This is a genomic window from Streptomyces sp. NPDC040405, assembly GCF_055595765.1.
In genome coordinates this window covers 480,462-498,947 of the sequence record NZ_JBVIVI010000006.1, presented here as the reverse complement: position 1 = coordinate 498,947, position 18,486 = coordinate 480,462, and the positions used below count along the sequence as shown (strand labels likewise).

Below are 18,486 nucleotides of genomic sequence, written 5' to 3'. Positions count from 1 at the left end.
ATGGAACGCCGCCCGGACAACCGCGCCGACATTCGTGACTTCCTCGCCCGTCGGCGTGCCCAGCTCACCCCGGAGCAGGTCGGACTGCCCACCAGCGGCCGACGACGGGTGCCCGGGCTGCGCCGCGAGGAGGTCGCCGTCCTCGCCGGGGTGAGCACCGAGTGGTACACACGGCTGGAGAAGGGCCACATCAGCGGCGTGTCCGAGGATGTCCTCGACGCGGTGGCCCGCACCCTGCAGCTGAGCGAGGACGAACGCACCTACCTGTTCGACCTGGCCAGAGCCGCCCAGCCCAGCCCCGCGACCCGGCGCCGCCGCAAGGCCGTCGACATCCCGCCCCGCGTGCAGTGGCTGCTCGACTCCATGACCCTGTCCGCGGCGTTCGTCAGCAACGGCCGCCTGGACATCGTGGCCACCAACGCGCTCGCCCGCGCTCTGTTCGCGCCGCTGTTCGACAGCCCTACCACCGGCGGACGCGGCCGCCCGAACTTCGCCCGCTACTACTTCCTCGACGACGACTCCCACGACTTCGTCGACGACTGGGGCGGCGGCGCCGCCCTCACCGTCGCACTGCTGCGCGCCGAAGCGGGCCGCTACCCCAACGACAAGGCGCTGCGCGAACTCGTCGGCGAGCTGTCCACGGCCAGCGCCGAGTTCGGAACCCTGTGGGCCGCCCACAACGTGCGCATCCACCACGGCGGCGTCAAACGCTTCCACCACCCCGACGCCGGTCGCCTGGAGCTCACCTACCAGCCTCTGGATCTGCCGATATCCGCCCGCGAGGCGCACTCGCTGACCATCTACACCGCCGAGCCTGGCACTGCCGACGAGGACCGGCTGAGGCTCCTCGCCAGCTGGACCGCCACCCCTGACGAGCGGCGCGACGAGAGGGCCTCCGGCCCCCGCGGTCAGCCCCGATAACGCTTGATGTCGCAGACCTCCCCCGCGCGGGGGAGCCGCTCCCCCGCGTGCGGGATCTTCCCATCGCGTCCTTCGGCTGTACTGGACCCACGGCCGGCGGCATACGGAACGACCGGCCGCCGTAACGGGGAGGTTGACCATCATGCGCAGCTGGACGAGACGACGTCTGCTCCTGTCGACGGCCACGGGAGCGGCGGGACTGGCCGCCACGGCCCCCGCGTCGGCCCACGCCGTGGGGAAGCGCGACGGCATCGTGGAGGCACTCCGGGCGCTGTCCGGGGTGCGGGTAATCGAGGAACGGCCCGGTGCCGACCCGGGATACCGCTTCTTCGTCCTCGGTCTGCGGCAGCCCGTCGACCACACCGACCGCGCGGCCGGGACCTTCGAGCAGCGCCTCACCCTGCTCCATGCCGCCACCGACCGTCCGACGGTCCTGTTCACCACCGGGTACGAGGCGGCGCTCACGCCGCGCCGTACCGAACCCACCGTCCTTCTGGGCGGCAACCAACTCCAGGTCGAACACCGCTACTTCGGCGTCTCACGCCCGCCGACGGGCGACTACGCCCACCTGACCGTGCGGCAGGCCGCCGACGACCATCATCGCGTCGTCCGCCTCTTCCGCACGCTGTACCCGGGCGCGTGGATCTCCACCGGCGGGAGCAAGGGCGGCATGGCGAGTGTCTACCACCGGCGTTTCCACCCGCACGACGTGGACGGCACCGTGGTGTACTCCGCCCCCAACAACGTCGACGACCGCGAGGACTCCGCCTACCTGCGCTTCCTGGCCAATGCCGGCACCGCCGAGACCCGCGCCGCCCTGGCGCGGGCACAGCGCGAGGCCCTGCTGCGGCGCGCGGAGCTGGTGGCACGCTACGAGGCGTGGGCGGCCGCCACCGGGGATACGTTCCGCCTGGTCGGCAGCGCCGACAAGGCCCTCGAAATCGCCGTCCTGCGGGCTCCGTTCATGTTCTGGCAGAACGGCGGCGCGGCGGCCCCCGCCACCATCCCCGCCCCCGGCGCCACCACGGACGCGCTGTACGCCTGGCTGGACGACACGGCCCTGCTGCCCGTCTACGCCGACGCCTTCGCCCGGCAGCAGATCCCGTACTTCTACCAGCTCGGCACCGAACTCGGATACTGGAACGCCCCCACCCGCCACCTGGCCGACCTGCTGCGGTACCCGGACGCCGGGCAACCGCGCAGTTTCGTCCCGCGCGACATCCCCCTGCGCTTCGATGCCACGGTCATGCCCGACATCGACCGCTGGGTCCGTCGGCACGGCGACCGCATGCTGTTCCTCAACGGCTCCCGGGACCCTGCCGTCGCCGAACCGTTCCACCCCGGCGGCCGTGACTCCCGCGCCCTCTGGGCCCCTGACGCGAACCACCACGTCACCTTCGACGACCTGTCCGCGGCCGATCGCGCCTACGCGACGGCCACGGTGAGCCGCTGGGCCGCCGCGGGCGGCCCACCCCCTCGGCCGTGGTGAATGTGCGGTAGCACCCGGTTCCGAGGGGGTGGGGCCGTGGGCTAGACGTTCGGGACGCGCAGCTTGTCCCAGCTCTTCTTGCCCGGGATGCCGTCGGCGTCATCGCCGGAGTAGCCCAGCTTCCGCTGCCACGCCGCGTACGACTTCTTGTCGGCGTCCGTCCACTCCGGGCCCGGGCCCTCCTCGTAGCGGTCGCAGCCCTCGGCCACGAGCCGCTTGCCCATGGCGGTGATGATCTTGCTTTCGCGGCCGTTGCGGAAGAAGTCGGCACCCGGGAAGGGCTCGTACGTGGCCGGCGGCTTCGGCTTGGGCTCGGTCGGGCCGTCCGGCTTGGCGCCGAGCCGCTTGCCGATGCGGGTGCGCATGGAGCTCATCGTGAAGCCCCGGGGGTCCACCTTGCCGGGCTGCCACTCCAGGTGGCCGATCACGGACCGCTCGCTCCAGCCGTGTACGCGGCAGATGGCGGCGGACACCTTCTCGATGGCCAGCTTCTGCGCCTCCGGCCAGGGGTCGTCGCCGTCGCCGAGGTTGACGCATTCGAAGCCGTAGAAGCGGGCGTTGCCGTCCTTGTCGGCCTCGTTGTCGGTCGGCAGCTTGGTCTCGTTGATGACCGCGTTCAGGACGTCGTTGTCGCCGAGGCCCGCGTGGTTGGCGCGGCCGTTGCCGACGAGGTGGATCTCGCCCTTCTTGTCGATGACGCCGTGACACAGCGGGCCCGGCAGCGACGCGTGGCCCTCGTAGCAGAGTTCGACGGAGCTCGCGGTGCCCGAGGTCACGGTGTGGTGGATCATGACACCGTTCACCGGACCCCACGGGCCCTTGGAGTTGCGGTTGTGTGAGCGCCAGTTGCGGTATTCGTGGACGGTCAGGCCCTCGTCGCGCAGGGCCTTCAGCAGTCTGTCGGCGCTCAGGGGTGTTGCCATGTGGAGTGCTCCTTCGGTGCCACTGATGTCTCGTCATATACGGATGCCACGAGGGCATGATTCAGTTGCGGTCGGTGTGTGACGCATCAACTACGGGACGGGCATTACTCCGCGGCCGCGTCGTCCGCTTCGGCCTCGGTCTGCGCCGCCGCCTCCGCCTCCGCGGCCAGCGCCGCCGTGTCCGCCGCCGGGACGGGCGCGGCGAGTGGCGCGAACGTCATGCGCAGGTCGGCCACCTCGCCCTCGCCGAACACCCATCCGAGTGGCGCGTAGTGCACCTGGATTCCGGCCGGTGCCCGCAGCAGCGGCTTGCGGGCCGCGTTGACCGGCCACTCCACGGCACCGGTGGCCGTACGGGCCGGAATCAGCCAGTGGTCGCCGGTCCGGTAGGTGCCGCCGGGCGCGAAGTACACCTCGACGCCGTCCTCCAGCAACACCCAGCGGCCCTCCTCGACCGGGATCGCGCCGCGCCGCAGCCGAGCCGCCGCGCCGGAGCCCTTGCGGGGGCGCCGGGACGCGTCCCGCTGGTCCCAGCGGCGCAGGTACGGGTGCAGCTCCGGGCGCCGTCCGACCCCCGGCTCGGGCTCGCCGGAGAGCCGTACCCGGCGGCCCGGCAGGTCCACCTCCTCCACGCGCAGCAGCGGCAGCGGCTCGCCGCGGCTGCTGGTGGCGGTGTCCGTGAACTCCACCCAGTCCCCCACGTTCAGATCGAGCTTGTCGTCGCCACCGAGCGACGCCAACTCCACCCATGTTCCGTCGAGTTCGTCGACCGGGAAGACCACCGAGCCGTTCTCCCGCGACCACTTGAAGGTGGCGCCCTTGGCCGGGCCGCCCTCGTGGATCTCCACCCGGTAGAGCTGGTTCTCCGGCCCCCGGTAGCGGGCGTCCGGCTTGACCAGGCACGGGTCCTCGTCCGCGTGGTCCGGGCGCTCGCTGCGCGCGGCGAGCCGGGACGCGGGCGCTCCGGCGGTCGCGGCCCACTTGGCGAACGCCTTGCGGACCAGGTCGCGCTGGTCCCCGGGGCCGTCCTCGACGTCGAGCCGCGAGCCCTCCAGCGGGAGCACCTGCCAGACCACCTTGAGCCGGGCCGCGGTGTCCGGCATCGCCGAGCCGAGGGCCACCTCGCGCAGCGCCGGGTCCTCGGCGGCGGTGACCGTGCGCTCCCACACCTTCAGATAGGCCAGGTACGGGAACTGCGTGGGCAGCCGGTCGGCCGGGCGCTCCGGGTCCCGGTAGGCGTCCGGCTGGTCCCAGTACGTCCAGGTGGCGGGCGGCGCGGGCGGCGCGTCGTCCGGTCCGGACTCGTCGTCGGAAGCAGGCGCCTCCGCCTCGTCGTCCACAGCCTCGCCGGGCTGCGGCCGGGTCGCGTCGCAGAGGATGCCGTCGACGTAGTAGCGGCCGCCGCCGATGAGCAGGTCGTCCAGCTCGCGGCTGCCGCCCTTGAAGTCGAGCGTGAAGCCGGTGTTCCCGGCCGGGCCGCCGTGCTGCCCGATCAGATCGGTGGCGAGCGTACGGGCCTGCTGGAGCTGGATCGCGGTCTGTTCGTTGGCGTCCGCGTCGAGCTGGACGCGGCCCTGCTGGGCGACGACCGCCGAGTAGTGGCGGTCGGGCCGGAAGGTGATGCGGGAGAGGTCTGCGTGCATCGGAAGGGTTCCCCCTCAGTGGTTCGTGAAGGCTTCGGAGAAGGCGCTGCGGGCGGCACTCGGCGTCAGGTCACGTAGACGACTCCCGCGTCGGTTCCGGCCGGTGCGTACTCGGCGAGGCGGGCGCGCAGACTGTCCTCGCGCTGTGGCTGGTAGAGGTCGTGGAAGGCGCCCAGCTCGGCCCCGTCCTCCGCGCCCCTGCGGATCTCGTCGGCGCAACCGGCGGCCAGCTGCCCGTACACCGGTGTCCCGTAGCGCCCGCCGCTGAAGTGCGGCCGCACCCGCCACGCCTCGTCCCCGCCCACCAGGTCCGGCTGGCAGCGGTGGCGGCGCGGGGTGCGCGAGCCCGGTGGGACGTAGGAGAAGCGCAGGCAGCCGATGCCGCGCCGGGCCACGTGCATCCGGCCGGTGAAGATGCTGTTCTCGCCCAACTGGACCGCATGCGTGTGGACTTCGCCGATGACGGTGGTGCGGTGGGCGTGCAGCACGGCGTGTGCGTGGCGGCAGTCCGGGGCGGAGAGGGCCGGGCGGTCGTGGCCGGTGGCGTCGAGGAGGGAGTCGCGGATGTGGAGGGCGAGCGGGTCGGTGTGCACCTCGTCGCCCATGACCTCGATGGTGCCGAGGATGGAGCGCTCGATCTGCACACAGGCGGTGGTGCGCTCCAGGACCAGGCTCGGCTCGTCCGGGGAGCGCGGTTCGCACTCCGGCTCCAGGGACCAGCCGGGTACGAGCGTGCAGTGACGCAGGACGACCGTGCCGACCGGGCCGGTGACATTGAGCCCGCGCCCGGCGATGAGCAGCCCGTCCAGCACGATGCGCGGCGCGTCGCGGCGTCCCGCGCACTCCTCCGGCGCCCGGATGTTGAGCGCGTCGGGCCGGTTGCTGTACCAGTCGAGCAGCCGGATCACGGGCCGGGTTCCCTCGGCGGCGCGCACCTGAAGCCGGTCGCCGGGGTCGAGGTCGAAGTCCAGCTGCTCCTGGTAGGCGCCGCTGTGGGTGATCTCGATGATGCCCTCGGGGCCGCACCGCCCGGCCCGGCGGTCGTTCTTCCACTGCCCGTACGCGTCCATGACGCGCTGGTACGCACACCCCGGCCCGACCCGGTAGATCTCGGCGTCCGGCGGCGTCTCGCGGTCGTCGCGCGCGTACTCGCCACCGCCCATGTCGTCGGCGAAGGCGTAGTGGTACGTCACCCACACGCCCTGCCGCGGCGCGGAGCGCGACCCGAAGGCGATCCGGCCGAGCACCGGATCGACGGCCACCTGCCCGCGCTTCGGGCGGTAGCGCCAGTCGGTCAGGTCGGCCACGACGAGGTCCGAGGGCGGTACGGGCTCCTCGTGTCCGTCGCGCCAGATGGCGAAGGATTTGCCCGGGCCGTAATAGTCGGCGAGCCGGTCCGCGAGCTGCCTGCGCCGGATGTACGCCGGGACGTTGCCGAGGGCGGCGATGTGCGAGGCCGACGGCTCCGGCTCGGGCCGGGTCACCAGCGGGGTGTCGTTGCCGAGGATGGAGAAGGTATACAGGTTGCGGGCCCGGTCGACGCAGTACGCGGGCGCCCGCGTCGCGGAGTACGGCTTCAGCCGCCACACGAACAGACCGACCCCGGCCGGGGTGTAACCGCCCTGCCCGCGCCGGGAGTCGGCGCGCCGTACGTCCACCGAGCGGGCCACCGTGGAGAACGGGCCGCCCGCGAGGTCGAGCGCCGAGCCGTCCCGCAGGTCGGCGAGGCGGCCACGGGCGAGCCTGCGCGCGTCGGCCTCCCCGTTGCCCTTCAAGAGCTTCACCGGCTGCTGGTGGGAGACGAGCCGGGACAGCTCGACGGCCCGTGCGGGCCATCCGGCGACCGACGCGGACAGCTCCTCCAGCAGCGCGAGGGTGCCCTTGCGGCGCCGGTGGCCGACGGTGGCGGCGACGTCCCGCCGCGGGGCGAGGGCCTCGGCGAGCCGCCGCCGGGAGGCGTCGGGGCGTCCGCCGTCGCGCAGGCCGGTGGCGAGCACCCGCTCGTAGCCGGGCAGCGGGCGGTAGCCCACCAGGTCACCGAGGTAGGGCAGCACCCAGTCGGCGGCGGTCTCCACGAACCAGTCCTCGTATTGCTGCTCGACCCCGTCGCGTACGAGGTCGGCCTGCTCGGCGAGGACCGCGAGCAGCGCGCGCAAGGGCTCGCCCGCCTCGGCGTCCCGGAGCCGATGCCACCCGGGGAGCAGCTCGGCGAGCCCGTCCGGCTCCCTGGTCATGATGTGACCTCCGTCAGAATCAGCGTGTCCGGGACGTCGGGCGTGAACAGCGCGAGCTGTGCGGGCCTGATGCCGCGGAAGACGAACACCGAGCGACCCTTGGGCAGGCGTGCGGTGTCGGTGATGTCGGGGTTGAGGCGCAGCAGTTCGGCGAGGGTGATGCCGCCCCGTGCCGCGATGTCGGTGAGCGTCTCGCCGTCGGACGCGGTGACGCGGTACGTGTCCTCGTCGTACGTGGCGGACCGGGCGGGGACGGTGTCGCGTGGCCGGTCCAGCTCGGTGGCCAGCCGGCTCAGCTCCTGCGGGGTGCTGGAGGCCGGTATGCCGGTGAAGGCGTCGACGTCGACGTAGTCCACGCCGGGCACGGACTGTGCGGTGGCCAGGACGTCGGAGAGCCGGGCGGGTTGGCCCAACTCCCGCCCCGGGTAGCCGAGTTTGGCGAGCAGCGCCGCGCGCACCCGCGGCTCGACGAGCGCCCAGGTGTGGTCGGGCGCCACTTTCACCCGCGCGACCAGCAGGAGGAGTACGAGTTCGCGCGACTCGACCCGGACCGGGAGCCGGGCGTCGCCGTATTCGGCGAGTGAGGCGCGCAGGGCGCGCAGCACGTCGGCGTCGTCGGCGATGGGCACGTCGTCCACTCCGGCGACCGTCACGTGCAGCACCTTGCGGCGTCCGTCGTGGAGTTCGGCGGCCCGGGCGCGGCCGATGCCCGCCCGCGAGCGGGCGAAGTCCTCGTAGTCCCGGACGGAGACGAGGCGGTCGAGCGCGGACACCGCGAGCGGGATGGTGCGGCGGGTGAGGCCGGGGCCGTCGCCCACGGCTCCGCCGGTGGCGGGCTGGGGGTTGGTGACGGCGGTGACGCCGAGGGGGCGGGTGAGGGGCTGGGTGATGCGGTGGGCGGCGACGTTGGCCGCGCCGTCGGGGCCGCCGGTGCCGAAGCGGTAGCGGGCGCGGACGTTCTCGTGTCCGGTGGGCAGGCGGGCGCCGTGCACGCCGTCGCCGAAGGTCACCGTCGTACGCCCGTCCGCGGCGGTGCCGGTGAGGTAGACCCGCTCGCGGGGGCCGCGCCCGGCGAGGCTGTCTGTCCGGTGCCAGAGCAGCCCGTCCACGCGGACTTCGAGAGCGGGGGTCGCGCCCAGTGGGTTGTCGGCGGGGAGCCAGGTCAGCGGGGACTGCCAGAGCGCGAAGGTCTGGTGGGCGCGCGTGGCGTCGCCGCTGCCGATCGGCTCGTCGCGACTCTCGCCGTGCGTGGCGGGGACGACGTTGCCCCGCACGCGGACGGTGTCGCGGCGGTAGCGGTATCCGAGGTCGGCGGTGAGCGTGAGGACCGTATGGACGTGGTCGCCGGGCAGATCCGGGTCGACGCGCTGCTCGACGGCCGCGATGACCGCGAGTTCGGTGCCGCCCAGGGCGGCGGAGCCCGGGAGGTCGGTGCGCTCGCCGGAGACGACGACGCGGCGGCCGGGGCGCAGCCCCTCGTACAGCTCGGCCAGTTCGAGTTCGTTGCCGTGCACGTCCTCGCCGAGCGGCTCGTCGGCGAGGCGGAGCGGTTCACCGCCCGCGTGCACGGTGGTGTCGCGGATCGCGGAGAGGACGACGTCGTGTTCGTCCAGCCAGGGATCGGCGAGGGTGAGTTCGGTGCCGCGTCCGGTGATGCCGTAGTTGGTGTACGCGGCGGTGCGGACGGCGGTGACGCGGGTGGTGACGAACGCCAGTTTCTTGTCCCCGGGCACACCGTCCTCGGCGCCCTTGCGGGGGCGCTCGATGGCGACCCAGCTGCCGACCGTGATGCCGCTGTGGACGGAGTCGAGCGCCAGGACGTGGCGGTTGGCGGGTTCGGGGACGGTCGCGATGCCGATCTCGACGGCCGGTGGCTCGCTGCCCGGGGTGTACCGGAGGGTCAGCTCGTACCGGCCGAGGGGGATCTGCTTCTGCTCGCCGCGCGCGAGCCGCCACTGCGGGGACTCGCCGCTGTCCACCTCCACCGCGATGTGCACCCGGCCGTCCTCGGCGGGGCGGGAGACGAACAGGGTGTAGGCGGGCAGGCCGGGCAGCAGCCTCGCGGTGAGGCCGGGCTCCTGGGTGTCGACGGGGCGGCGGCTCAGCCAGCTCAGATCGTGGTTCTGGCCGGTGCGGGTGGACAGTTCGATCCGGCCGGGCGGGAGGTCGAAGGTCTCGTTCTGTGGCAGGTTCTCGCTGCGCTGCACCGAGGTGCCGGTCTCGGTGTGCTGGAACTCGGCCTTCACCGGCACCTTGCCAGCCGTGTCGTACACGACGCGCATGCTGGTCAGCGCGCCGCCGGTGAGCGGCCAGTCGACCTGCCGGATGACGCGGCCGCGGTCGTCCTGCACGGCCTTCAGCGGCGCGGTCGCGCCGAAGGGCGCGGCAGTCACGCGCATCGCCAGCAGCTCGCGGAGCAGCGGGGTGGCCTGCTGGGGCGGGGCGGCCCGCCGCCAGGCGGCGTACAGCCCGGTCCCGAGGCGCGGGTCGAGGGCGGCGAGGAGCTGCGGGGCGAGGTCGGAGCCGGGCGCGAAGCGGTGCCCGGCGGCCGCGGCCCCGGAGGTTCCGGAGGCGGCCCCGGACGGGGGCCGTACGGCGCGGGTGCGCAGGGCGGGGAGTACGGCGCCGAGCGCACGTAGGGCGGCCGGGGCCTCGGGGCCGGTCTCCTCGGTACTGGTCCGCTCCGGGCGGTCGTGGGTGAGCTGCGACCGCGGGCTGATCTGCGCGGGCTGGGCGGTGTCCAGTTCCTCGGCGCGCTCGGCCAGTTCGCCGATCACCGCCTCCAGCCGCTCGAACCACGCCGCGACCTCCTCGTACGGGGCGGCGAGCGCCTGCGCCTCCGCGAGCCGGGCGTGCGGTTCGGCGAGTCGGCGGGCGAGCTGGGCGGGGCGGGTGAGGTCGTCGAGGTCGGCGCGGAGCGGGGCGAGGACCTGGGTGTCGAACTCCTCGATCAGCCTGCTGACGGGGCGGGGGTTCGGGTGGTCGGGGGTGGGTTCGGGGTCGGCGGTGCCGGGGGCCGTCTCCGGTGGGGTGATCCACTGCCGGAGTTCGTCCACCAGCTCCGTGAAGGACGCGGGCGGGGACTGCGGCAGCCCGATGGCGGTCACCTCGTCGTCCCGGTCGATCCGGATCCGGGAGACGGGCAGCAGCAGGCGTTGCCCGGGGGTGCCGTCGTCGGAGGCCGCGAAGACGAAGAGGAGCTGGTCGCCGGTGGCCAGGCCGGTCGAGGTTCCGGCGACGAGCAGGCCGGAGCGCTGCTTCAGGTCGTCCGGGGTCAGCAGGGCGGGGCGGCGGCGCCGCACCGCCAGCTCGTTCCAGGACCAGTGGGCGGTCAGGTCCTCGTCGGTCTCGAAGGTGTGCGACTCCTCGTCGGAGGCGGCGGGCACGCTGTGGCTGATCGCGCCGCGCGGGATGGTGACGTGGACGTCCTCGGCGCGCGGGTCGCGGTCCACGGTGTACGCGAGGTGGGTGTCGGAGGCGACGCCCGGGCGTGGCACATGGCCGACGAGGCGGCCGAGCAGCGCGAGCGAGCGGTGGTCGTCGGCGGTGCGCAGATAGCCCTCGTCGGCGATCCGCTCGGAGTGGAAGGTCAGCAGGTCGCCGAGGACGGCCCAGGCGTCCAGCAGCCCGACGGCCGGGTCGTCCGGGGTGCGGACGGTCAGGCCGCGCAGCGCGGGGTAGGCGGGCGAGGCGAGCCGGTCGAGCATGGCGGCGAGGAACGAGCCGTACTCCCCGACCCGGTAGTCCAGGGCGGTGCGGCCGGGCGGGTTGTAGAGGGCGTCGGGGGCGCGGCGCTCGTCGTGGCCGCCGCAGCCGCAGGTGCGGTCGCCGCTCATCGCGCACCTCCGTCGTTCAGGGTGATCTCGATGCGGCCGTTCTCCGGCCGGTCGGGGTCGTTGTCGCATTGGGCGACCTCCAGCGGGCCGAGCCGCAGCACGCCTGCCTCCCTCTCTCCGTCGTCGGGGTGGAACATCCGCCGCAGCCGGGTGACCGCCACGCTCTCGACCCCGGGCACGGCCGCGGCGACGGCCACCAGGCGGCTGAGCCGGACCGGTTCGCCGAAGGTGAGCGCGTCGGGGTGGAAGAAGCCGAGCCGCCGCCGCGGGAGGCGTCGACTGCCGAGCACGCGGTACAGCTCGGCCAGGATCTGCCCGTGCTGATGGCCGGGCGCGGCACACACCTCGACGGCGATGTCCAGCGGTACGGGCCGGGCGGGCCCGACGACCAGGTCGTGCCCGATCCGGCGGTACCGCTCCAGCGCGTGCGCGACGGCGTCGAGCAGGGCCTGCCGTGGTGCCCCCGTCCCGTGCGCGTCGATGGCGATGTGCGCTTCCTGCACACTGCCGGTCCAGCGGATCTCGGCCGCCGCGCGCTGTACGCCGGGGAGTTCGGCCGCGAGCGCCGCGTAGTCCTCGGCGGTGATGGCCCGCAGCCGGGTCCGCTTGAGGCCGAGCGGGGCGAGCTGGCGTACCTGCTCGACGGGCTCGGGCTCGGTGCCGCCGACGGCGGGCAGCGGGTTGCGCACCCCGGCGACGCGCATCGGGTCGGCGGCGTCGGGATCGTCCGGGTCGCGCGCGAGGACGAGGTGGTTGATGGCCTCGGCGCCCACGTTGCCCGCCGTGCCGCCGCCGAGCCGGTAGTGGAGACGCAGCCGGGACCCGGGGGCGGGCCTGGCGCCGTGGCGGCCGTCGCCGAAGCGCAGCGCGATACGGCCGTCGTCCTCCAGCTCGCCGACGAAGTGGCGGTCGCGGGGGCCGGATGCGAGCAGGTCGCGACGCGGGGTCCAGGTGTGGTGACCGTCATCGACGCGTACGGCGGGGAGCGCGACCCGGGGGTCGGGCGCGAGCGCGGCGGCGGGGCCGTGGAGCGCCGGATCGTCCGGGTGCAGCCCGTGCGCGTACGCCCGGCCCCAGCTGTGGCCGATCTCCCAGGCGATGTGTGGATCGAGCACCGTGCCCGCCCCGGCGCGTGCGGTCAGCACGGCGAGGCGGCGCACCTTCGCGGCCAGCAGCTGGTCGGAGCGGTGCAGCAGTTCGCGGAGCGCGCGTACGGGGTGCCGGGCCAGCTCCAGCCGTTCCAGCAGCCGCAGCCCGAAGAGCACGGTCAGCTCGGCTGTTTCCTCGTCCGTCAGCCCGTCGTGGTCGCGAGCGCTGCGCCACAGCTCCAGCAGGCGGTGCCTGACGCGGTCCGGGATGGCGGCCAGCCGCTCGGCCTGCCCCGCGGCGATGTGGCGCGGGTCGGGGAACGGCACGGTCTGGGCGACCGGCGAGCGCTCCAGCATCGGCCGGAACCGGGGCGCGATGCCTGGGTAGAGGCCCTGCGCCAGCAGCGTCCTGAGCGCCTCGGCCTGGGCGTACGCGGTGCCGGGCACGACCCGCTCCTGCCGCTGCCCGGCGCGCTCCAGGCCGAGCCCGGCGCGTTCGGTCGGGTCCTGGCCGACGACGGTGAACAGGTCGGTCACGTGGGCGGCGGTGAGCTGGTGGCCGTGGCGGGTCGCGTCGAGGAGGGAGTCGATGAGCCGGGCGGGCTCGTTGCCCGCGTCCTTGTCGAAGCATCCGAAGGCGGGCGGCGTGCAGGACCCGGCGACGGGCGGTACGGGCGGCACCGTGACGGTCTCGGGCAGGCCCGGCTCGCAGCCCCAGGTCAGCGAGCGGCCGTGGTCGGCCGGGGCCACGTTGCCGCGCGCCACGGTGATGTCCTCGACGAGTGCGCAGTCCGTACCCGCGCGGGTCGTGAGGCAGAGGGGGAACGGCAGCGCGTCCGCCGCGGCCCAGGTGACCTCCAGCACCGGTTGTTCGGCCAGCCGGTCGACGGCGGGGGTGACGGAGGTGAGCCGTACGGCGTGCCGGTGGGCCGGGTCGGCGTCGCCGGGGGTGCCGGAGCGGGGGCCGCGGACCTCCTCGAAGAGCAGCAGATCGCCGGGGCGCAGGTCGAGGGCCCGCTCCTCGCAGCCGTCGTCGGTCCACTCGTCACGTAACGTCGCGGCGCTCGCGCCCCTCGGCAGCGAGCAGACCTCGTCGCCCCAGGTCCACAGGCGGATCGCGTTGTGCGCGGGCCGCAGCCGCAGGGGGCGGGTGGACACCGGTTCGAAGACCTCCACCGAGCCGCGCTCGTCCAGCATGGCGAGGTCGCGGTCGTCGATGACGGTGCCGACCTCGGGCCGGTCGCGGGGCGCGAGCGTACGGACGTCCACGGCGGCGAAGCGGTACGTGCCGGGGCGCAGCGTCAGCCGCTCGGCGGTTTCGACGGCGATGTACGCGCGGGCGGCGCAGCCGTCGTGCATCGGGTAGTCGATGAGCCGGACATGGCGGCGTACGGAGACGCGGCGGCGGGCGGTGTCGAGGTACGCCTCGGTGGCGACGGCGTCCTGGTGGTAGCTGATCTGGTCGGCGGTGTAGGCGAGGAGTTCGACCAGGGTGGTGCCGAGGTCGGCGGCGTTGCGCTCGATCCAGTCGGGGGTGGTGAGGCGGAGCCGGTCGAGGACGACCGCGCGGAGGGTGTCGTAGTCGCGGGCGGTGTAGTCGATGACGGGGGCGGGCCGATAGGTGGCTCGTTCGCCGCCTTCCGGCTCCGTGCAGTCGAAGGGGGTGGGGCAGTCGGGCCGGAAGCGGAACTCGGCGTGATAGTAGCGCTGGTCGAAGCCGCGGAAGGGTTCGTCGCCGGGGCGTCCGAAGGGGTCGGTATCGACGATGGCGAGCCGGTAGGGGGAGGTGTCCCCGGTCCGGTCGAGGGTCACGTACAGCTTGTCGTCGAGTTCGGGATCGTCCTCGCGCTCGACGGCGATGTCCACGACGCCGATGCCGGTGACCCGGCGGCCGCCGTCGATACGTACGTTCTCGGCGCAGAGGTCATGGGGTGCCTTGCCGAGGAAGGAGACGGTGAGTGTGAGGCCGTCGTCGCTGACCTCGACGGCGTCGACGCCGTTGAGGTGGGCGGCGCGGACGCGGTGGCGCCGCGTTTCCGTCTGCGGGTTCATGCCGCGCCCCTCCCCTCGAACACCTCGTCGCGGAGGCTGGCGGTGGAGCGCACCACGTACCTCAGGTGGACCCGTACGACGTTCTCCTCACTCACCACGTCCAGCGCCTCCACGTCGATCAGCTCGCCGAGCCAGCGCTGAAGCGCGGCCTGGACGGAGAGTTCGAGGGCGGAGGCCAGCTCGGGGCTGTTGGGCGTGAACACGAGGTCCAGCAGCCCGCATCCGAAGTCGGGCCGCATGACGCGCTCGCCGGGGCTGGTGAACAGAAGTTGCTCGATCAAATCCCGTACGTGGTCGTCGTAGTCCGCGTGCGCGGTGCGCCCGCGTCGATCGACCCTGAACGGGAACGCGATATCCGTACGCTGTGCCCTCATCGGCACACCACTCCTTGTCGTCCCTGTCCTGTGGCGGCCACGACCGGCGGTCCCTGGGGGACCATGGCTGCGGTGAAGCACTGCGCGGCGGTGGTGTCGAGCAGCACGGGCTGGCCGTCGAGCAGCACGCCGTCGCGGTCCGGGACCCACCGGACGCTGACGCACGGCACGGGGAGCCCGTCGACGGTGTGCGGGCAGCCGATCACGGCGTAGGCGTCGGCGGCGTTCGGCACGGGCTGCCCGTCGAGCAGCACCCCTCCGGGCGATGAGACGGACACCGGCCGCGCCCGTCCGCCGTGCGGGCAGCTGATGGTGGTGGTGTGGCTGACGAGATTCCCGCGGTTTCCGGATGGCACTGCGTTCCCTCCCCGTTCTGCTGGTGCTCCGCGCTTATCGCTTCTTGGGCACGGTCAGTCGGCCCTGGTTGATGTCGACCTGGTCTCCGCGGAGCGACACGGACGCCCCCTGGCCGTTGTCCATGTGCACTCCGGTGGCGTCGATCCTCAACCACGCGCCGCCGGGTGCCTGAAGGAGAATCCCTTCGGCGGGCACGTCCGACATCACGATCTTGTGTTTGCCGGGCGTCTGGATGACGACGGGATGGGCGGTCGCGGGGTCGGTCCGCGCGTCCTCGGGCAACTGCTCCCGCGCCCCGAACCAACACCCCGTCCAGATGGGGAAGCTCGGATCCCCCTGCTCGAACTCCATCCACACCCCGGCCCCGATGGACGGCACGACGTACTGACCGGCGGGACGCTGCTGTTCCCCGGCGAAGGGGAAGCACGGCATGGCCCAGGTGCTCGGCTCGTCGCCGAGCACGTCCGGCACGTCGGCGGTGATCCTGCCGATGCCGAGGGGGTCCTGATTGTCGCGGACCCGTCCCCGGAACTTGCCGAGGAAGCGGTTGTTGGGCGCAACGGCCATGTGGTGCTCCTGATCCTTCCTGGCGGACTGACGACCTGCTGGGCTGACGACCTGGAGGGCTGACGACCTGGAGGGCTGACGACCTGGCAGTGGCTACGGTCGAACGGTGCTGTTGCGGGCGATGAGTCCTTCGCGGGAAATCGTGAAGTTCTGCTGGAACGACCCGGGCCGGATGGTGTGGGTGACGGACTTGACGTAGTACTCGCCGTCGTACGTCTTGCCCGCGCCCCGCACGCCGACCAGCTGGCGCGGCTGGAGGATGTACCCGTGCCGGTTGACGTCGAGCGATCCGGACCCGGAGATCGCGTCCGCGGATGTCGCCGCCCGCGCCATCGCCTCGGCCTCGGCCTGACCCCGGTCCAACTTGGCCGTCCCGGAGAGCGTCTTGCGTTTCAGCGCGGGCGTGGGCCGCTTGGCGAGGGGCGGCCGGAGGGGGCTGATGTCGGGCTGCGGGAGGAGGGTGGAGTCCCGGGTCCTGGGGTCCTGCCAGCGGGCCTGGGGTTCCTCGCGGGCGGTGCCGTCGTAGGCGAAGGTGAGCTGGTCGACGGTGGAGTTGACGTCCATGTTGACGTTGAGGGCGTGCTGCGGTCGGCCGATCCTGCGTTCGGGCCCCCAGTAGGCGAGGGAGACTCCGGGGCCCGGCCCGGGCACGAGGTAGAACGTGAAGCCGTTGGCGCGGGCCAGCTCGTTGAGGTACTGGAGGTCGGTGCCGGTCTGGTAGTCCACGCGCTGCTGGACGTTGGGCGTCTGCGGGATCTTCTCGTCGATGATCCGGGTGCGGATCCCGTAGTCCTTGTACTTCTCGAGGATCCGCTCGACGCGTCGGGCGGGGCGGAGACCGGGGTACCGGTCGGTCCTCTCCTCAAGGTCCATCAGCAGCGTGAGGTCCTCGCCGGTGATGGTGAGCGTGGTCTGGCCCGGCTGGTTGCTGGCCCCGACCTCCTGCCGCACGATCAGCCCGTCGAGCAGGACGATCGGCGTTCCCTTGACGGCCGCCGTCATGATCACCCTGGTCCGGGGGTCGAAGAACCCTTCCGGCAGCAGGTGATCGATGATCGCCCCCTTCTTGGTCAGGTCGAAGGCGATCTGAAAGCCGCTGCGTTCCCCCGCGGTCATGGTGATCTGCGCGGACAGCAGTGCCTCGGTCACCTCGGGCGGTACGGGGCGGGTGAGCTGGGGCCCCATCCTCAGCTCCAGGTGGATGGGCCCCTGCCCCACGGGCTCGTCAGCCACGGCCGCCCCCTCCCGTGAACCCGCCGGGCAGCGGAATCTCTATCTCCCGGCCGGGCTCGGCGGCCAGCTCCCGGGGGTCGAGGGTGGGGTTGGCATCGGCGATCCGCCACCACTGGCCGGGGTCCCCCATGTACCGCTGGCCGAGCTGGTCCGGCCGCTCTCCGCTGCTGACGGTGTGCGGTGCGGTCTCGTCTTCTGTTTCGTTGAGGGGTGGCAACAACCGGCGCTTGGCGTACCGCACTTCGGTCCCGTCGGGCTGGGTGTGCACGCCGATCTCGGCATCGTGATACCGGCTGGTCCGGGGGTATGGGTGCGACCCCGGTATCCCGTCCAGCGCGCTCTCGTACGGCTGTATCCCGGCCATCTGTCTCTACACCCTCCCCAGCCCGATGTCCCCGTTGTTCAGCCCCAGCGCGCTTAAGCCCCCGCCGCGTGCCGCCGCGGCCAGCCGCTCCTTCTGCGCGAGGTGCGCGAGGTACAGCTCCGAGCCCCGGTGCCCCGGGGGTAGGTCGCTGACGGTCAGCACCTTCAGCCCGATGCTGAGCGAGGCCCGTATGGGGTTGAGGTTCACATCGAAGGCCGACTCGTTGATCGACAGCTCGGTGATGCGGACCGGCATGACGCGCTTGCTCCCCCAGGTGAAGAGGGTCAGCGGCATCTCGATGGGGGTGATCTCGATGGTCCCCTTCTTCGACAGCCGCGAAGCCTCCCGTAATTTTGCCGTCGTCGGCTGCACGAGCATTTCGAGCACGGCGAGCTGAGGATGAATCCCGTCGGGGGCCGCCACCTCGAACTGATCGGTGGCGTCGATCTCCGCCGTGAACTTCCACGTCTCCTGCGCCGGCCCCTTGAGCCGCAGTGCCTCGTTTCTGTCACCGCTTCCACTGCCCCCTCCGCCGCTGTCGGCCTGATCACCGGCGGATTGGGGGGCGAGGGAGCGTTCCAGGGTGTCGGGGTTGAACTGCAGCACGATGATGCGTTGGGGGGTGCCGCGGTCGGGGTCGACGATGACGATGCCGGAGCGGATGGGCTTGGGGATGTCGGCGTAGCGAGTCACAGGCGGGCCTCCAAGCGTTGCTGAAGCTCGGCGTAGTCGAATTCAGGAAATATATCCGGGAAAGTGTCCAGCATGTACTTGACGTTGCTCCCGGCATCTTCGAGGAGACTGCCACGAAACTGCACGTCAGCGAACAGATACTGCCAACCCCAGGCCCCCTTGGTGACAAGCAATGTCTCTACGTATCGGCGGTATGTGAGGTCGAGCTTTACATAGCCATGGGGGTATGGAAATCCACCGGTCATGGCGAGGTCGTGCTGCCAAACCTCAAGGGGGAACCTACTCGGCATCATACGGATATATGTTGTGGAACCAGAGCCCGAATGGTAAGAGTGGTCGATATACCTGAGCTGGCGGACAAAATCCCGCTGGATAGCCTCAGAAAGGCCCTCGGTCAGGGGTTCAACGTCTTGCACAAGCACTTCGTAGGGGCTCGGGAGACGATACTCCCCGAAGAAGTCAGGAAGAGGCTCTCTCGTGCGCCAGTGCACCGCCACTTCATCCAGTCTCAAGGTTTCATCAAGGATTTCAGCATCCAGGACGACGACTTCCCAGTCTTGATTGAAATCAGACAGGGGAAGAAGCTCCGAGAAAGACTCACCGACTTCCCCCCGTCGCTCGTCGATCACTTCGATCAACGGCTGCTGCGCCAGTCCGTCCAGCGATGCAAAATGCGCTCTTTCAATGTCGTTCAGCATGGATATCCACCCTA

At 72.2% G+C, this 18,486-nt stretch carries 14 protein-coding genes; 2 read left to right on the top strand and 12 right to left on the bottom strand.

Features of this window, described 5'->3' with window-relative positions; all coding sequences use genetic code 11:
* Both ACZ59A_RS26420 and ACZ59A_RS26415 read left to right on the top strand, forming a co-directional pair.
* A complete protein-coding gene (locus tag ACZ59A_RS26420; protein WP_470962968.1) occupies positions 1 to 921 on the top strand; it encodes a helix-turn-helix domain-containing protein in 921 nt (306 codons plus the stop codon).
* Positions 922 to 1,063: 142 nt separating this feature from the next.
* A complete protein-coding gene (locus ACZ59A_RS26415; protein ID WP_470962965.1) occupies positions 1,064 to 2,410 on the top strand; it encodes a S28 family serine protease in 1,347 nt (448 codons plus the stop codon).
* A 41-nt stretch (positions 2,411 to 2,451) separates the two neighbouring features.
* Here the strand turns inward: ACZ59A_RS26415 and ACZ59A_RS26410 are convergent, their stop codons facing one another.
* The 12 genes from ACZ59A_RS26410 to ACZ59A_RS26355 form a co-directional block, all read right to left on the bottom strand.
* Positions 2,452 to 3,333: a peptidoglycan-binding protein gene (locus ACZ59A_RS26410; protein ID WP_468051863.1), complete on the bottom strand. Its 882-nt coding sequence runs from the start codon at positions 3,331 to 3,333 to the stop codon at positions 2,452 to 2,454.
* A 104-nt stretch (positions 3,334 to 3,437) separates the two neighbouring features.
* A complete protein-coding gene (locus tag ACZ59A_RS26405; protein ID WP_470962962.1) occupies positions 3,438 to 4,976 on the bottom strand; it encodes a DUF6519 domain-containing protein in 1,539 nt (512 codons plus the stop codon).
* A 65-nt stretch (positions 4,977 to 5,041) separates the two neighbouring features.
* Positions 5,042 to 7,210 (bottom strand): hypothetical protein, encoded by a 2,169-nt coding sequence (locus ACZ59A_RS26400; protein ID WP_470962959.1) that lies wholly within the window; start codon positions 7,208 to 7,210, stop codon positions 5,042 to 5,044.
* Positions 7,207 to 11,046 carry a putative baseplate assembly protein gene (locus ACZ59A_RS26395; protein WP_470962956.1) on the bottom strand — a complete coding sequence of 1,280 codons (3,840 nt, stop codon included), beginning with the start codon at positions 11,044 to 11,046 and terminating at the stop codon, positions 7,207 to 7,209. The genes ACZ59A_RS26400 and ACZ59A_RS26395 overlap by 4 nt, the downstream gene beginning before the upstream one ends.
* A complete protein-coding gene (locus ACZ59A_RS26390; protein WP_470962953.1) occupies positions 11,043 to 14,186 on the bottom strand; it encodes a putative baseplate assembly protein in 3,144 nt (1,047 codons plus the stop codon). Before ACZ59A_RS26390 ends, ACZ59A_RS26395 begins: the two co-directional genes overlap by 4 nt.
* Positions 14,183 to 14,560 carry a GPW/gp25 family protein gene (locus ACZ59A_RS26385; RefSeq protein ID WP_468051854.1) on the bottom strand — a complete coding sequence of 126 codons (378 nt, stop codon included), beginning with the start codon at positions 14,558 to 14,560 and terminating at the stop codon, positions 14,183 to 14,185. The genes ACZ59A_RS26390 and ACZ59A_RS26385 overlap by 4 nt, the downstream gene beginning before the upstream one ends.
* Positions 14,557 to 14,916, bottom strand: a complete 360-nt coding sequence (locus tag ACZ59A_RS26380; RefSeq protein WP_470962950.1) for a hypothetical protein — start codon at positions 14,914 to 14,916, stop codon at positions 14,557 to 14,559. Before ACZ59A_RS26380 ends, ACZ59A_RS26385 begins: the two co-directional genes overlap by 4 nt.
* 34 nt (positions 14,917 to 14,950) lie before the next feature.
* Positions 14,951 to 15,484 carry a phage baseplate assembly protein V gene (locus ACZ59A_RS26375; RefSeq protein WP_470962947.1) on the bottom strand — a complete coding sequence of 178 codons (534 nt, stop codon included), beginning with the start codon at positions 15,482 to 15,484 and terminating at the stop codon, positions 14,951 to 14,953.
* 93 nt (positions 15,485 to 15,577) lie between these two features.
* The gene (locus ACZ59A_RS26370) at positions 15,578 to 16,717 is read right to left on the bottom strand and encodes a hypothetical protein (protein ID WP_470962944.1); all 1,140 of its coding nucleotides are present in this window, start codon (positions 16,715 to 16,717) and stop codon (positions 15,578 to 15,580) included.
* Complete coding sequence (locus ACZ59A_RS26365) at positions 16,710 to 17,081, bottom strand: LysM peptidoglycan-binding domain-containing protein (protein WP_470962941.1); 372 nt, start codon at positions 17,079 to 17,081, stop codon at positions 16,710 to 16,712. The genes ACZ59A_RS26370 and ACZ59A_RS26365 overlap by 8 nt, the downstream gene beginning before the upstream one ends.
* Before the next feature lie 6 nt (positions 17,082 to 17,087).
* Positions 17,088 to 17,774: a hypothetical protein gene (locus ACZ59A_RS26360; RefSeq protein WP_470962938.1), complete on the bottom strand. Its 687-nt coding sequence runs from the start codon at positions 17,772 to 17,774 to the stop codon at positions 17,088 to 17,090.
* A complete protein-coding gene (locus ACZ59A_RS26355) occupies positions 17,771 to 18,472 on the bottom strand; it encodes a hypothetical protein (protein ID WP_470962935.1) in 702 nt (233 codons plus the stop codon). The genes ACZ59A_RS26360 and ACZ59A_RS26355 overlap by 4 nt, the downstream gene beginning before the upstream one ends.
* Positions 18,473 to 18,486: the final 14 nt, after the last annotated feature.

Coding starts and splice junctions, on each gene's coding strand:
- ACZ59A_RS26420 (WP_470962968.1), top strand. CDS start 1: ATGGAACGCCGCCCGGACAACCGCGCCGACATTCGTGACTTCCTCGCC.
- ACZ59A_RS26415 (WP_470962965.1), top strand. CDS start 1,064: ATGCGCAGCTGGACGAGACGACGTCTGCTCCTGTCGACGGCCACGGGA.
- ACZ59A_RS26410 (WP_468051863.1), bottom strand. CDS start 3,333: ATGGCAACACCCCTGAGCGCCGACAGACTGCTGAAGGCCCTGCGCGAC.
- ACZ59A_RS26405 (WP_470962962.1), bottom strand. CDS start 4,976: ATGCACGCAGACCTCTCCCGCATCACCTTCCGGCCCGACCGCCACTAC.
- ACZ59A_RS26400 (WP_470962959.1), bottom strand. CDS start 7,210: ATGACCAGGGAGCCGGACGGGCTCGCCGAGCTGCTCCCCGGGTGGCAT.
- ACZ59A_RS26395 (WP_470962956.1), bottom strand. CDS start 11,046: ATGAGCGGCGACCGCACCTGCGGCTGCGGCGGCCACGACGAGCGCCGC.
- ACZ59A_RS26390 (WP_470962953.1), bottom strand. CDS start 14,186: ATGAACCCGCAGACGGAAACGCGGCGCCACCGCGTCCGCGCCGCCCAC.
- ACZ59A_RS26385 (WP_468051854.1), bottom strand. CDS start 14,560: ATGAGGGCACAGCGTACGGATATCGCGTTCCCGTTCAGGGTCGATCGA.
- ACZ59A_RS26375 (WP_470962947.1), bottom strand. CDS start 15,484: ATGGCCGTTGCGCCCAACAACCGCTTCCTCGGCAAGTTCCGGGGACGG.
- ACZ59A_RS26365 (WP_470962941.1), bottom strand. CDS start 17,081: ATGGCCGGGATACAGCCGTACGAGAGCGCGCTGGACGGGATACCGGGG.
- ACZ59A_RS26355 (WP_470962935.1), bottom strand. CDS start 18,472: ATGCTGAACGACATTGAAAGAGCGCATTTTGCATCGCTGGACGGACTG.